The organism is Paenibacillus sp. LBL (assembly GCF_029893715.1).
GTDB classification, from domain to species: Bacteria; Bacillota; Bacilli; order Paenibacillales; family Paenibacillaceae; genus Paenibacillus_AQ; species Paenibacillus_AQ glucanolyticus.
The window spans coordinates 1-14,408 of sequence record NZ_JARXYU010000031.1 but is presented as its reverse complement, the minus strand read 5'-3'; the positions used below and the strand labels follow the sequence as shown (position 1 = coordinate 14,408).

The 14,408-nt window shown below is 38.4% G+C and carries 13 protein-coding genes and 1 tRNA gene; 6 read left to right on the top strand and 8 right to left on the bottom strand.

Annotated features, from left to right (window positions below):
• Positions 1-487 precede the first annotated feature (487 nt).
• Positions 488-1,711: an S-layer homology domain-containing protein gene (locus M2277_RS30800; RefSeq protein ID WP_063477343.1), complete on the top strand. Its 1,224-nt coding sequence runs from the start codon at positions 488-490 to the stop codon at positions 1,709-1,711.
• Positions 1,712-2,232: 521 nt separating this feature from the next.
• Here M2277_RS30800 and M2277_RS30795 read toward each other — a convergent pair.
• The 8 genes from M2277_RS30795 to M2277_RS30760 all read right to left on the bottom strand — a co-directional run bounded on the left by M2277_RS30795 (position 2,233) and on the right by M2277_RS30760 (position 11,047).
• Positions 2,233-3,084 (bottom strand): hypothetical protein, encoded by an 852-nt coding sequence (locus M2277_RS30795; RefSeq protein WP_063477344.1) that lies wholly within the window; start codon positions 3,082-3,084, stop codon positions 2,233-2,235.
• A gap of 263 nt (positions 3,085-3,347) precedes the next feature.
• Positions 3,348-4,262, bottom strand: coding sequence for a hypothetical protein (locus tag M2277_RS30790; RefSeq protein WP_063477345.1), 915 nt, complete (start codon positions 4,260-4,262; stop codon positions 3,348-3,350).
• On the bottom strand, positions 4,259-6,262 hold the full coding sequence (locus M2277_RS30785; protein ID WP_063477346.1) for a hypothetical protein: 2,004 nt from the start codon (positions 6,260-6,262) through the stop codon (positions 4,259-4,261). Before M2277_RS30785 ends, M2277_RS30790 begins: the two co-directional genes overlap by 4 nt.
• A gap of 51 nt (positions 6,263-6,313) precedes the next feature.
• Positions 6,314-7,642 carry a competence protein CoiA family protein gene (locus tag M2277_RS30780; protein WP_063477347.1) on the bottom strand — a complete coding sequence of 443 codons (1,329 nt, stop codon included), beginning with the start codon at positions 7,640-7,642 and terminating at the stop codon, positions 6,314-6,316.
• A gap of 278 nt (positions 7,643-7,920) precedes the next feature.
• Entirely contained in the window at positions 7,921-9,111 is a 1,191-nt protein-coding gene (locus tag M2277_RS30775; protein WP_063477348.1) for a PD-(D/E)XK nuclease family protein, read from the bottom strand.
• A 254-nt stretch (positions 9,112-9,365) separates the two neighbouring features.
• A complete protein-coding gene (locus M2277_RS30770) occupies positions 9,366-9,614 on the bottom strand; it encodes a hypothetical protein (RefSeq protein ID WP_063477349.1) in 249 nt (82 codons plus the stop codon).
• A gap of 17 nt (positions 9,615-9,631) precedes the next feature.
• Positions 9,632-9,862, bottom strand: coding sequence for a hypothetical protein (locus M2277_RS30765; protein ID WP_063477350.1), 231 nt, complete (start codon positions 9,860-9,862; stop codon positions 9,632-9,634).
• Between the two features lie 249 nt (positions 9,863-10,111).
• A complete protein-coding gene (locus M2277_RS30760; RefSeq protein ID WP_063477351.1) occupies positions 10,112-11,047 on the bottom strand; it encodes a S8 family peptidase in 936 nt (311 codons plus the stop codon).
• Between the two features lie 132 nt (positions 11,048-11,179).
• Between M2277_RS30760 and M2277_RS30755 the strand changes: the two genes are divergently transcribed.
• The 5 genes from M2277_RS30755 to M2277_RS30735 all read left to right on the top strand — a co-directional run bounded on the left by M2277_RS30755 (position 11,180) and on the right by M2277_RS30735 (position 14,295).
• A tRNA-Cys gene (locus M2277_RS30755) sits at positions 11,180-11,251 on the top strand.
• 31 nt (positions 11,252-11,282) lie between these two features.
• A complete protein-coding gene (locus tag M2277_RS30750; protein ID WP_063477352.1) occupies positions 11,283-11,519 on the top strand; it encodes a glutaredoxin family protein in 237 nt (78 codons plus the stop codon).
• Between the two features lie 765 nt (positions 11,520-12,284).
• Positions 12,285-12,746 (top strand): hypothetical protein, encoded by a 462-nt coding sequence (locus tag M2277_RS30745; RefSeq protein WP_076153587.1) that lies wholly within the window; start codon positions 12,285-12,287, stop codon positions 12,744-12,746.
• 18 nt (positions 12,747-12,764) lie between these two features.
• A complete protein-coding gene (locus M2277_RS30740) occupies positions 12,765-13,181 on the top strand; it encodes a hypothetical protein (protein ID WP_063477354.1) in 417 nt (138 codons plus the stop codon).
• 484 nt (positions 13,182-13,665) lie between these two features.
• On the top strand, positions 13,666-14,295 hold the full coding sequence (locus M2277_RS30735; protein ID WP_063477355.1) for a copper amine oxidase N-terminal domain-containing protein: 630 nt from the start codon (positions 13,666-13,668) through the stop codon (positions 14,293-14,295).
• The last annotated feature ends 113 nt before the right edge of the window (positions 14,296-14,408 follow it).

Here is a 14,408-nt window from a genome sequence, read left to right as displayed (position 1 = left end):
TTCTTTTGAAAAGTAACGGTAATCTTGTCGTTCTTTCCATCTAAGGTTCCGCTATCAAACAAGTTCCTGATAAAAACGAAAAAAAGTAAAAAACAGAATTCTAAACTAAATGAAGACCACTTTGGATGAAATCCCAAGTGGTCTTCAAGCTTTCACTTCAGTTTTGATATTCCAACCCTCTGCAGGATCCGTATACAATGATTACCTCAGTTTATGGATTTCAGTGCCTGAAATTTAATAACCCATTCTTCTGATCGATACGTTAACGCGTATCTGTCCCACTAAGAACAGAATTCAATATCACGATCACGTCGTTTCGAAGCCATGGGACGCGTAGAAGAATGATTTGAGAACGAATAAGGCGTGGCAAGGTATGGTTATTTACCTTTTAGTATATAGAAAAGCAAATTGCTAAGCCCATGATGACGATAAATATAAAGGAGCGTTCTCCCAAATTAAGAGCGCCTAATCAAAAGGAGAGAGTACCATGAAAAAACAATTCATCAAAATTGCAGGAATCGCACTGGCATCAGCACTTATGGTGAGTATGATGTGCATCAAGACACCTAACGCTCAAGCCGCTACAACTCAATTTTTCGATGTGAAATCGACCCACTGGGGCGCTAGCGCCATTACCAAAGCCGTTTCCAAAGGCTATGTCGATGGATACACGAACGGTACATTTAAGCCAGACGCCAGTGTCACACGCGCGGAATTCGTGAAGATGGTCGTCTCGGCCCTGGAACTTGAGACCACGCCAGCAAGCAGTAAATGGTACACGGAGTACGTTGAAGCTGCAAGCAAAGCAGGCCTTTACGCATCCGCCGATTTCAACGATAACGAAGCCGCTTGGACGAAAGTCATGACACGTGAAGAAATGGCCCGCGTTGTAGCTCGTGCGATCGGAGAAACGACAAAAGAAGATGACAAATGGATGTATCTCGCTACGAAAGCCGGTCTTATTAAAGGCGTCGGTATAGGGCAGATCGCTCCGAAAGGGATGACCACGCGTGCACAGGCGATCGTTGTGATCGAACGAATTCTTTCCAAGAAAAACGGCACTGACCTCCACGTCGATAAGTATGCGGTCGGCAGTGCTGAAATCGCATGGCATGGAACAAACATCTTCACCGTGATGCCGGAAATGTGGGTAACCACGGAAGCCGATCTGAGACATGCTAGAAAGGCCTCGGTCGAAGAAATGTGGAAAGAAGAACGTATGACCATCACGTCAAAAGACGGACTGTATCAAGGCAAGCTCGACGCACTTATTGCCATCGACCTTACTGATCCGAATGACCCTAACCTTGGGTTAATCAAGCCGATCAATACGCTCAAATGGTTCAATAACCGACCTTCGATCAAGAACCTGATGGTTAAAGACCAGAAAAACAGTTACGTCCTGTATTTCAAAGGTGGAACGGTATTCAATAAAGATACAAAAAGATATAACCCGAATACAATTCTACGATTCCAGGTCGATGGATTTGATAGTCCTGATCGCGATGCCTTTTTTAATAAAGGTGTGCTGAATACAGCTGCCCGCCTTTATCGCAATAGCTTAACCGACATTCCTGCCGTTATTATCCCCAAAAAAGGAACTGTTCAAAATTACAGCAATTTGGAAATTAGGCTGCAAACTCCAGCAGCTGGATGGTGGTTCAGTGAAATCGTCCCCCTCAGTCTGCGAGGAACTCGCGACGACGCCTAATGCTTGTCGGAACCGGCATACTGCTCCTAACTAGCGGTATGTTGGGTTTATTTCGTTAGAGTTTCAGATGCACTTGTCGGAGAGTCAGCTAAGGGTGTAGACAAAGAGTTGATCAGATTGTTAGTGCTCCCCATGATTCGGTGGGGTCGATTAAGTTGCTGAAAAAAGAGCTCAGTCCTTAGGAGAAGCCCAAGACTGAGAAGAAAAATCCAAGAGAAAAGACGAAGAATTGTTTCGAGATATAAAACTACGATCATTCTTACTTGAATGTCAACGATTTCCCTCCTTACTTCAATGCCGCCTTATCCTTTAATGACTATTCAGCTGTATATTAAAAGGCCGTCCATTCGGACGGCCACACCATCATTTACAACCACTTTAATTTTGTAGGTTCCTTCGATTTAGGTTTAGTCTCCATTTTACTTGATAATCAGATCGAGATGTCGAATTACCAGAAGCAAAAAGATCTTTAACTTCTGATGTTCCTAATCATCAAAACATTGTATCATTGGGTATATTTGTTAATTGTCGGGTATTGATTCTTTCAAGATTGCTTCTAATTCGGCTTGTATTTCCTCAGGTGTCATACTCTCTACTGGTTGGTATTCTCCATAAATATTAAAGTCACTGTCTTCTTTACTGTCTTTACTGTCTATGATATCTGTGTACAAACTTTTCTCATAGGCTATCAAGTCCTCATTTCGACCACTATAGCTGCTCGGTATGCTGTACAAAGACTCAAATGACTTCTCCGTCTCTCCTCCCTGACCATAAATATGGTACATGGCCAAGTGATGCATCATCTGAAGATCATAGCTTGGGTTGGGAATCTGATCAATGAAATCCCTTACGAGAGCGTATTGCCCCGAAGCCAAAAATTCATCAACTGTTTCCCAAATCTCTTCATCTTCATCTGTTGAACTACTTGTGAAACTACCTGCATGAAATGCATATGTATATTCGATCATATTTCCCCAGGTGTCATTGGAAACAACGTACTCACCAGTCAAATTTGCTCCTTGTTCTCCAATCAAATCTTGGACCGATTCGGGTTGCACATTTGCTGTGGGGGATGAGAGACGAAGATTATAGCTGCCAGGTGATAGCCCCTCCCCCTTATTGGTGAACCATTCACTTTCAAATAGACCATTAGTGATATAAACCTTAGTCTGAGAAGAGTATCCCTCTTCCCCAGACACGGATAAAATAAGCTCCATGTCATTCGGTAAATTAGTAGTTCCACTAAATTTGAGTCGATTATCAACATCGAACTCTTCTTTTACCGAAATGTTAATGGTAATATTGCTGGCTACAAGATCTTCCTTCGATGAGCAACCACTGATTACTAGTAGAATTGCACTTAGTAGTAACAATAAGAATCCTTCCTTGGACTTCAAACGTTCGGTATGTATATGTTTATCCCCCTCTCCAATTACTCTTTATATCGGAAAGATTTAAGAGATTACTGAACACAAATTACGAAAATTCCGATCCATAATGTTCACCTTAACTGGGGAGTATAAGACACCAAAAAGAGCCTACACTATAAGATTCTAAATATATTCACCTATTCTAATCTTAGTAGAATGAGAGTATCTAGTGCTGCCTTTAACTGCCGAGATACAAAAACGATAACTCATCCGAAGAACTTTTTCCTCAAATGTATATACTCTGGCTGCACGAGTAGCTCTTCTAGTTCTTCTCTTTGAATCAGTATTTTTTTATATGGAATAAAGTAATTCGTCTCTAACATAAGATCACTGTTAAACCAGTCAAGAAAATCACTTGTTATTTTCCGGTTTGTTACGAGTAAATAATAATCAGGTTTATGCATAAGGACCTTTATCATTTCACTGTATATTTCATCAATAGCCAAGGACGTGTTCTTATCTACCGAGTACTTACATTGAAGGATCCATCTCGTCGATGCGTTAACCTTAGGAAGCCAAGAAGCCATATTTATCTCAAATTGACCATCTCTTGCACGATCAACACCGGTACCTATCCGAGCATAATTTACGATATCCTTAGAATGAAGAATTAATTCATTTATAAGATCCTCAAAGGCATCCGACTGTTTAGTCCCTGAACAACCTGGTGGAACGTTTAGTTTCGACCAGTCAAACTCATAAGTCGTTTTTGAAATTTCTATATATTCATCTTTAGTTATTGGTTGAATACTTAATGTTGGAATTGGGACTTTTGTTTCTAAGTACCCCCGCTTGTTTTCCCAGTTGATACCCTCAATCTCTAGTAATGCATACTTATTATCATCATATTGGGTTAATACAATGACTTTATAGATTCCGTCTTTAAGTTCTTTTGTGATTTGTTTAAGCGCTAGCCGGCACTCATTTGTGTCTTTTTGCAGATGACTTGAAGCCACCATCGCATACTGCTCAATATTCTTTCTAAAAGACGATCCTTGTCGGAAAACAAAGCTTCCGTGTGCTAATAGTTTTGAACCAGATGACTGATAAATATAGCAACGTTCTCCATTCAGATCATCAAGAGAGGGAATTATGTCGTAGGTAGGTGAATGAGTATTCATTGGTCACGCACCTCTTCCCTGATTGGACGATGGTTAGGATAAACGAAGTACAGCCAATCCACTATGTCTTTAATCGTTGCATGAACGTTGCTATCCAGAATATCAAAATTAACCAACGTAGTCACAAAAACATTCTTGCAGAACACTTTGAAACGTTCCATAATACGTTCTTTTAATGCAAACTTTCCCGAGGTTTCACAAAGCATAAAGAACTCCATGAAGTCATCAAATAGCCAAGCTCTCGTATCTATAAATGTAACATCAGAACCTCTATAATTTGTTCCCGAAACGAAAACAGAACAAGCTGCTGCTAACGATCTTTGGTCCTGCGTGTTTCCAAAAAGACTTGTGATTACAGCCTTAAGATATTTCATCTGTTCTGATATACCCATTGATCGGAAATAATGCTCGAAGTTTTTAGCAGCTTGTAATATATCGGCCTTCCACTTCAGTTCAGTGTCATGAAAGCGAACTAAAAGATCCACTAATTCAGGATCTAGCTCATCAATGGATTTGGCAGATATATTTCCTTTTTTACTTGCATATGCATGATGCATTTTCTTTCTATCATGATTATAAGCCAGGTATTGATCTTCTATTATAAAGTTATGATCATCGTCTCGCGCCGAAAAGAAATACAATAGACTTAGACAGCTCGTGAGTTTTTCCTCTGCTAGTTGATAGGTGCTCTGAATGTCATTGATACCAGCCAGAATATTATGTACGAGTACCCAGATGTATTCTTTCTGTTGATCTTCTGAACTCCTCACAAGATGCGGCCTTTCAAAATTTTTTTGAAATGGAAGGCCATGTTGCCATCCTTCAAAAAGTGCATCCGACATAAATTCTATATCCTTCAAGTCTAGTCGAGAAAAACGGCTGTCAGCTTTAAGATCCTTTACATGCAGACATACTGTATAATTTACAATTTTCAGGTTCTCTTCGTACATCCAGTCAAATAGTTGTTTGAACTGCTCAGGTTGTAATGCGTCATATTCAGTCTTTATGATTAGTTCTGGATCGCCTTGTTCCAGAATTGCTTCAACTATTGCCAATCGAACAGCTTCAAAATAACGTCCTGAAAGGCTATTTTTTTCGTAGGTAGGTGAGGCAAATTGTAAAGCAATGTGGTAAAAATCGCTCAAATAAAGGCTAATCCAACCCCTCAAATCAGATTCGCTCAGTTCATTTTTAAATAGATTCTCAAATATCTCGATATATCTTGCGGTTAAATGTTCAAATTCTCTAGAGTTTTTAATAAGTTCAGTCACATAATCATATATTCTACGTCCCTCTTCCAGAGGCTTCCCCACTCTCTGTTCGGAAGCAAAATAATGGATTATTAGCGTTTCACACTTTTTATAGATACTCTGAATAATCTTAACTGAGAGAACGCCTCCGTGATTATAAAGTACACAATCTAATAAAAGAGCATCGAACTTTTTTTTGAGTTTATCTAAAGTCTTTCCAATATGATCCGTAGTAAATATTCGATCATCAAAGGTGTACAATAGATTATTTCGCAACCGGTATAAAATAAAATATAATGGTTTTCTCTCAAGTTCTGGGTAACTTTCAAGATGCGTTTCGAAAACAACTCCGAGAACGCTAAGAATATCTGTCTGTTGATCTAATTCAAGATACTCATTGAAAGTAACTGATGGAATAAGTGGTTTAATATCTGAAGGCTCCTTTAAGTCTGTTACAAGCATCATTTCTTCCATCTTAGAAGTCAGAATGCTATCCAATAATTCCACAACAACTTGTGGATGGATATCAAATTCAAGTGGTTCTTCATCACTCTGGAAACCAAGGTGTAATTGAATATAGTCATATATATCATCAATTCCCATAGCTTCAGGAAAAACGCTAAGGTATTTTTTCCACAGCGAATACTCGACCGACTTAAGAAAATGTCTATTTTGGTTCAAGAGAATGTTCTCAATAGGCTCTGCAAAGGTTGCTGAATTAAAGGTTACTCTTTGAATTCTCTTGTACATAGATCCTCCATGATCCCATAATTTTTCTGTAAAAACGACTACCTGTGAAATTTATAAGTATTGAATATCAACAAGCCAAGTGCGAATTGCAGGATCATCTATTCTTCCGATCGATTCATCTATAATTTTAGAAAGTGCCTGAATGGTAAAACCATAATGAATTAGCTCACCCTTATTCAATCTTACATAGTGATTCAATTGCCTTGCTTCTGCAACTGTTATGGTTCGCCTCTTAACCTTTAAAAGATAATCAGTAAAATCAATATCGACGACGAGGACTTCTGATAAGGTATCCTCGTCAATAGAAAATCTCCTATCATGGTCTTCCTTTAAATCAGTCGTCTTACTGGTTTCCTCAGTTCTATATTCGATTGACTCTCCAACTGTGACAATCAACTCGGATTCATCCAGAGTGTAATTCATAAGTTCGTCAACCCTGAATGCTACTTCATTCGCAAATTCCAAGCGGGCCTTTTCCTCGATTTCTTGATCGCAGAGGAGGATTTCGTCTTCAACTATTAGTGCGTATGATATATTCTGTTTATATCCCTTTGTTAGTGCATATGCACGGTAAGGTGACTTTTTTCGATCCAAAATGATTCGATGGGTAGATATTGTGATGTTATTCCCTTCCGAGTGGACATAATACAAACTTCTAACATCAATATCTAATGAACCGTACGAACGATAACCAAAAAGATCCGTAACACTGACATTAGGGAATTCCTCGATTAAATCTTTTACAAGCTTATCCCACTCGCGGTCTTCCTTAGTCTTTATCGCAAGGCCATACTCGGCTTCCCATAAGAACAATACTCTGTGATCATAATCATACGCCAGTTCCCGCTCCTCTATAAACCAAATGGTCTCAAGCCCTTTATCTACGAAATATTTATTTCGCTTATTAATTAAATTTACAATCTTAGTATCACCAATCTCATGAATATTTGTAATGAGACAGATCGCAAACTCTCTTCCATTCTTGTTAAGGTAGATATCCGGGTAGTGTTTCCAGGATTCATGGCCTTTTTCTTCATACCCATACTTGACTCTTAAATCGGTTTTAAACCGCTCCTGCCCTTTAAGATCGGTGTAGATTATTTCTTTAATTACTGAGTGTCTCTTATTTTCTCTGGTAACTTGAGCTTGGTATGTATCATAAGCTTTAGCAATTTGGCATGTACGACCTCTACGGTGAGCTAGATGGATATCACGAACATCACCAGCTCGCAGGTATAACTTCTCCATACAAAAAGGGCAGGTGATATGCCCTTTTTCTGCAATTTTCCTATACCTGTCAATAGCGTTATCCTTATCTTCTGTACTGAGGAGAAGGGACTTTATATTTATAACCTCATTATTGTAGAAACCTATATCCATAATCTGTACCTCCCTGCCGGATACTACAACTGATTTACTCTTTATGAGCTGTTCTACTACAATAATTTTATATAGATTATATAATTTTCACCAGGGTATTCCAATCATGTATACATGGTTCAGTCGATATGAGGAAAACAAAAAAAGGATGGCTGTTGCCATCCTTTTTACTGTACGAAAGCATAGGGGGATAATTAATCGAACAAATGTCATGTGGTATGAAATAGGTGGTTTCATTTATCGTGGCAACCTTGATACTCTTCATCGAAGAAACTCAATTACATAGGATCCAATCCCAGTTTTACTTGAATTTCCGATTGATTATTATATGCGTGAACTATGTACTCTACCGCCGTATCTACTATTTGTTTTATAGATGTGTTGGAGTTTATTTTCACGTAACGATATCGAAACGTGTTTCCGTACTTATTAAATAGCGTTCCCTTTGAAGGGTATTCTAGGTTGTTAGTAATCCCGCCTATATTAAACCTGAACCAGTCACCGGCCGCATTAAGCTTTTCTGCAATTTCATTTGCCCCCGACTCACATTCAATAAAAAGTCTAAATTGATCTCCTTGAAATTGCACACCAATTATGATCACGTTTCCGCGTAATAACCCAACAGCATATTTTATTTCCGAAAGTCCCGTACCCTTTGTGAATCCTGAATTTGTAAAGAAATGGCCAGCCGGGGTAACTTTCCAATCAGTCTCACTGGTATGAGGTAAGCTAGGGACTCTTGACTTCATTGTAACTTCCAATTCATCAGCCAAATAGGCATGGATGTGCTTCAAATATAAGTCATGAATACGAAGTTTACGCAGCTGGGAGACCAGTGGATGTTTTGTGCTATACCAATTATATGTATCATTTACGATATCGACAGTAGCCAAGTAACTTATGTGATGTAGCTGCCGAATAAATTGAACATAGTCACCTAATATTTGCGCATGGTAAAAATTGAGTTTCTTTATTTTCTCAACTAGGGTTTCTAGTTGATTAGCCAGCTCTTCATAACTTAAGAACGACCAAGTGACCCCGTTGTTCAATTGAAATGAAGCACCTTTAATATATTTTGGAATGGATAAACTAAGAAGCAGAAAATAATCATTCTTGGCAGCATTGTCCGAATACCTCTCCAACTGAGATCGATTGGGATGGCTTTTTACTTTGTTTTCAATAATTAGAGTTCTTTCAATTCCTGTATCACTGCGGAAATATGCAACGATATCTCTGTTTTTCTCTTCTCTCGTAATTCTTTCGAGCGAATAGTTCGATTCATCATCCCCGATCCAATGAGATAAAATTTCAGCTCCCAGGATCGGATATTGTTGAAACAGCCAGACGATCATGTTGCTATGAAAAAGCTCTTTTGAAGATAAAGATAGATTGAAAAGCGGGGAATCTTCAAGTATAGACAATTTGTCTATCCCGCTCCCCTCTTCTCTTTGTTTGCTTGGTTCAGCCATAGAATTCACTGCACTCCATTCAATTTCAATTCTTACCTTCAGATCCGATTAAAGAATCCCTATCCCATACGCGTCCACACAATCAACTTGTCAGACACTGTATTTGGCACTTCAACCGCAGTCATTTTTCGTGAATCAAGTCAAAGGTTTAATGTCCTTTTGCTACGCAATACTTTTTTCTCATCAATCTGAATTATCCCACCTCTTTAGTGAGGATACAATATATTCCCTGATTTCTGATCAGAATAAACTGCTCATATTTTACTCGAACGGGAAACAAGTTCATCCCTAGTTTTTTCAGCTAGTTTGAGGGCTTTGTACTTGCTGGTAGCTTCTTTTTGACCACTTATGGTACCTGGATCATATATGGGAAGCATCTCACCATCTGCTTGAATGTACGGAATCCAAGCAGAATGCACTCGCTCTAACTTTTGGTTAAAGAACGATTTATATCGTGCACTTACCTTTTCCCCAATAGATCTGATTTTCTTTTCTTTGTTCATCTAAAAAACCTCCTTAATCAATTGGTTATTTGGTAGAGAAATGACAAACCGACAACAACAATAACAATTGCACCACTGATTCCGGCTATAGCAACCTTCCGAAATTCACCATTCTCGCCGCTAAAGTATACAGCGAAAAATTCACACCATTGTTCCCTTTCTATATAAAATTTTATGGGGATCAAAACTAAAAGTAACCCCGCCATGGTCCAGAGCATCGAACTTACCATTTCAATACCTGCTACCATTTCCTTGTCTCCCCCTTAATATTCCTCAATCATTCATCATCTTGTCGTAAGATCTATATTTGCTTCATCATACCTTATGATGTCGATATTAGAGAAACAGATGGTCCGTATATAAAAAAGACTAAAATCTCCGGGATTCAGAGACTTTAGCCTTTTCTCTTTTTTCATCTTTTTAAATCCTAATCAGCCCAGTAATTGAAATACGCTTAGCTTTCTCAACAGCAAAGAAAAATATAGAATTTCAGCAATCTAACCGATTACTAGGAATCTTGAAAGATTGAGTAAGCCATTTCCTTCGATGGCCGGCTGGCCAAAGAGATACTTTGTACTTTTTATCAATTGTGCGTATACCTCTTGTTCAGAAAAATCTCTATTAAATAACATTTTGCTTTCCTCAATAATAAGGGCAAGAGCACCAGCAACAAAAGGAGCTGCCATCGAAGTGCCACTTAGAGACTTATAGCTATTATTCAAATAGGTGGAATAAATATGTTCCCCTGGGGCTACAAGATCCAGTTGTTCATTTGAATTAGAAAACCTGGCTAAGTTTTTTGTGCTATTCACAGCACCTACTTGGATGACTTCCTGATACGCACCAGGGTATCTATATTTTTGAGTAACTTGTCCATCACCATCATTTCCGGAAGCTGCAACAACCGAAATATTATGCGCTAACGCATAACGGATAGCATCATGTAGCAATGGATTATTCACTTTAGTTCCTAACGACATGGTTATAATGTTAACTCTTTCACCGTTGGGCCCTCTCCAAAGGATGGCATAATATATAGCTTCGATTACATTGTTGATAAGTCCATTCCCGTTATTCGCCAAAGTCTTAAGAATCAATAGTTTAGCCTTTGGAGACACACCAATATCAATCATATCATTACGCGCAGCAATGATGCCCGCTACATGAGTGCCGTGCCCATGTTCGTCTTGAAATTGCATGGGGTCATATTGGTAATCCTGGGTGAAGTTTCGTCCTCCTATCACGTTCTCCTTCAGATCTTCATGACTCATGTCAATTCCAGTATCCAAGACTGCAATAACCACACCCGATCCAAAAATTCCACGGTTCCAAAAATGATGTACATGAATCATATCGAGGCCATTGTTTTTCTCATCACTGCTATCCAAAACCTCATGATTTAACAAACTAACCAATTGGTGGAAATCCATCATTATCTTCTCCTTCCCTCGCCTTTAATTTACTAACTATTAAAGTGAGAGAAGAAAATAATTCAACAACCATCCAGATTTTTTTGAATACAGGTTGTGATTATGGTGACTAGACACTCTTTGTTATACAAGTTAGGGGATATCGCCAAGAGGTTAAGGCAAAGGTCTGCAAAACCTTCATCCTCGGTTCAAATCCGAGTGTCCCCTTTTTCTAAAAAACCAAAAGGAGTGCAAATTCATGGAGATGAAAGTAACAGTTTATACACGACAGGGTTGTGTCTACTGTATGCGTATTAAGGAATGGATGAGAAATAATCAACTTCAATTCGAGGAGGTTGATGTTTCCTCAATGACAGATCTGGAATTGAAAAGTCAGATCAAAGGTGTTCCCTATACGGTAATACAAAACGGAGCCGATAAGGAAGTAGTTCTTGGGTTTAATGAGGAAAAATTAACCCGGATCTTTCTCGGCTAATACCATATGAGCTTTTCGTGGATTGTTGTGTCATTGAATAGCCCAACCAAAAGGAACTACTCGTGTTGCAACTAATACACGAGTTTTTCGACGTTCTATTGTATTTTTTGAAATTTATATTCAAGGAGTTAATAACAAATAAATTCTTGGTATTAAGAATTTGGAAATCTACACCTATTGATATCACATTAATTCAAATTTTTTCAAATTAATCCATAACCAACATCATAATTCTACGTTATATATATATACAGTTAAGTTTCTTTCAGTAAATTATATCTGCTCAAAAGAATTATAGTATCATCCAACCACGAGTTTTATAGTTGTTACCATGGCTAAAGGAACTGATCTGTGCATTCTTTGCTAAAAGTATCTTAAATATTTTAATACTTTTCATTATGCTTTTTGAAATATCCCAAATCATCCATGAGTCAAGTATATTGTCCTTCCATATTGAGATGCGATAAAGAGCACTCCCATGGAGGACATGGTCACTGCGAACGACTAATCCTGCTACGTCTTTTGGCTTATAAAAAACCTTTTCAAAATTAGAATGCTTCTAGTATTAGAGCCGCTCACGAAGCAAAGCGTTCTATTGGATTGTTCAGAATCTTTGAACTGTAACATATTACAAAATATAGGTTCCTTCAACATTCCAATTATGGTATTATATTCTATGAAATACATATTTAAACAGAAAGGATGAGCGATTTGAAGTTGTCTGGAATATCTAAATTGCAAACCAGGAGGAAGGAGAACAAAATTTTGAGTAAAAAGTTGCGAATAAGGACTGTTGTGTGTGTTTTCATTGTGGGTATGGCTATTGGAACAATTTCGTCTGTTGTATATGCGGCACAAGCATTTAGCACTGCGAAAGCATATGGCCCTATCCTCGGTTACCGTTATCAAAATCAAGGCGAAATTCAACATAATAATGGCGACTCTCAAGTTGGAGGTTATGCACATGTTGCTAATCCTGCAGGTACCGGTGTTCCAACTGGCTATATGGGTGCAAAGACTAAACTCTACTACAATGGTAGTTTGTGTGCCTCGAATGATTGGTACTATAATGAAACATCAGGCTCAGGTACTGTGAGTATGAGAATTCCTGTGGGTGGAAACTGTGGAAATGGTAACTACACAGCTAATGGTTCGACCAGAGCATATAATGGTAACGGATACGATGAGTTCTCAATAAATACAACTCCTGCAATTCGAAATTATTAAGATTGGATGGTGAACGTAATGAAGTTTACAAAGAAAACAGTATTACTTGGTGTCACCTTTGTTCTTGGTGTGACTTTAGGGGGCTTGCAATTTGGTTCTGCTATTGCCAGTACACTCACTCAAGAACATACTCCCACATTCCCGGTAAACGAGAAAGGCGAGACGTATGGATCTGCAGAAAACGTGGAATCAAACGCAGCACCAGATTTAATTCAAGCAATTGGTGTTGATGGCACTCACGGGTATATACGTGCAGAAGACCTGGAAACCGAACCGCCCAAAAGCCCTAAAGAAGCATTGTCTAAACAACAAAGCATTTCTTTGAATAGCGTTCGAACAATTCCTTTATACGATATTAATGGTAAACAAATAGGTACATTTAATATCCAACAAGTAGGGGATAGTGAGGTTGAAATTGAGACAATTTCTGAATAACCTATAATCCCCACCATTGTAGACTCAAGAAATTATCTAGGCTTAAACTGTCGTCGGTACTCTACTGGCGACAGTTTATTTTATGTTTACTGTGGTCCATGATCGATATAGAGAATGCATTCATTATGGATCTAAATTACCGACCGTGAGGATCTAAATAAAAAGGATTGGATTCAACCTTGAGAATCTCGATCTCACAGAATTAGACCGCACAAGACTCGAAGATAGCCCGAGAGACTAAGAAACCTATCCAATATCTCATGAAAAGCGTCAATGATATTGTCTTTAATCGCGTTGCCGGCCTGTATCCTCTGCTGCTGCTTTTCAAGATTAAGTAACGCCATCGTTCACCCAAAAAAGGAATTGCTTTCAAAAGTATTTACAATAACTGATTGAAATTAATTTTTTTTGGTTATAAAATTGAAACTATATCCAATTTTTTACGTCTTTATTATGTACGACATTTAACGTGGAGGGATATTAAATGAAAAAGAAGTTATTCATTTCGTTATTTGCAATAGTCATCGCTTTAACAGCTGCGGTAGGGATGGCCTTTGCAAAGGGAGCAATCAAGATCGTCGTAAATGGCGAACAGATTAAATCGGATGTTGCCCCGCAGATGAGCAACAATCGAGTAATGGTGCCAATAAGCTTCATCTCGAAGGCTCTGGGTGCTAATGTAAGTTGGGACCAAAAGAATCAAACAGTTTCAATAAAGAGTAGTAATTCAGACGTACAGGAAGATGTCTGGAATCAAAACCTTGATATGTCAAGCAGTAGCTGGTCACAAGTCAAAAACCTTATTGCGCTTTATATCGTAGGTTTTGATACTCGTGATGATAAGTTAATCAAATCAATTTCCGTTGAAGGATTTGACATGATCCCTATCGGCGGTATGTATCCATCCATTATTGATTATGAGATTGTCGATGCTCAGCAAACCAAGGAAACGCTTAAGGTCAGAGTAAGAGTAATCATTGAAGAAGAAAAGCTCTTTGGAGAAGAATGGGACATTGAAATCACTCAAGGCAAAATTAAATCAATGAAAAAAGCCAAACTGTTTGATGTTAACGAATATACGGTAATCCCAGGTCTTACTTATAATAATAAATAAATAAAAAGAGAGCCTCTATTGGTATTATCCCCTCATGGTAGACAGTGAAAAAAGAGGACATGTTACAATGAACTCAAATACTGGATACCGGAGGGGATTTTTGTTATGTCAGC

What these genes read in the sequence shown, in the direction of transcription:
- M2277_RS30800 (WP_063477343.1), top strand. Translation starts at nt 488, where the DNA reads ATGAAAAAACAATTCATCAAAATTGCAGGAATCGCACTGGCATCAGCA.
- M2277_RS30790 (WP_063477345.1), bottom strand. Translation starts at nt 4,262, where the DNA reads ATGAATACTCATTCACCTACCTACGACATAATTCCCTCTCTTGATGAT.
- M2277_RS30785 (WP_063477346.1), bottom strand. Translation starts at nt 6,262, where the DNA reads ATGTACAAGAGAATTCAAAGAGTAACCTTTAATTCAGCAACCTTTGCA.
- M2277_RS30780 (WP_063477347.1), bottom strand. Translation starts at nt 7,642, where the DNA reads ATGGATATAGGTTTCTACAATAATGAGGTTATAAATATAAAGTCCCTT.
- M2277_RS30775 (WP_063477348.1), bottom strand. Translation starts at nt 9,111, where the DNA reads ATGGCTGAACCAAGCAAACAAAGAGAAGAGGGGAGCGGGATAGACAAA.
- M2277_RS30770 (WP_063477349.1), bottom strand. Translation starts at nt 9,614, where the DNA reads ATGAACAAAGAAAAGAAAATCAGATCTATTGGGGAAAAGGTAAGTGCA.
- M2277_RS30765 (WP_063477350.1), bottom strand. Translation starts at nt 9,862, where the DNA reads ATGGTAGCAGGTATTGAAATGGTAAGTTCGATGCTCTGGACCATGGCG.
- M2277_RS30760 (WP_063477351.1), bottom strand. Translation starts at nt 11,047, where the DNA reads ATGATGGATTTCCACCAATTGGTTAGTTTGTTAAATCATGAGGTTTTG.
- M2277_RS30750 (WP_063477352.1), top strand. Translation starts at nt 11,283, where the DNA reads ATGGAGATGAAAGTAACAGTTTATACACGACAGGGTTGTGTCTACTGT.
- M2277_RS30740 (WP_063477354.1), top strand. Translation starts at nt 12,765, where the DNA reads ATGAAGTTTACAAAGAAAACAGTATTACTTGGTGTCACCTTTGTTCTT.
- M2277_RS30735 (WP_063477355.1), top strand. Translation starts at nt 13,666, where the DNA reads ATGAAAAAGAAGTTATTCATTTCGTTATTTGCAATAGTCATCGCTTTA.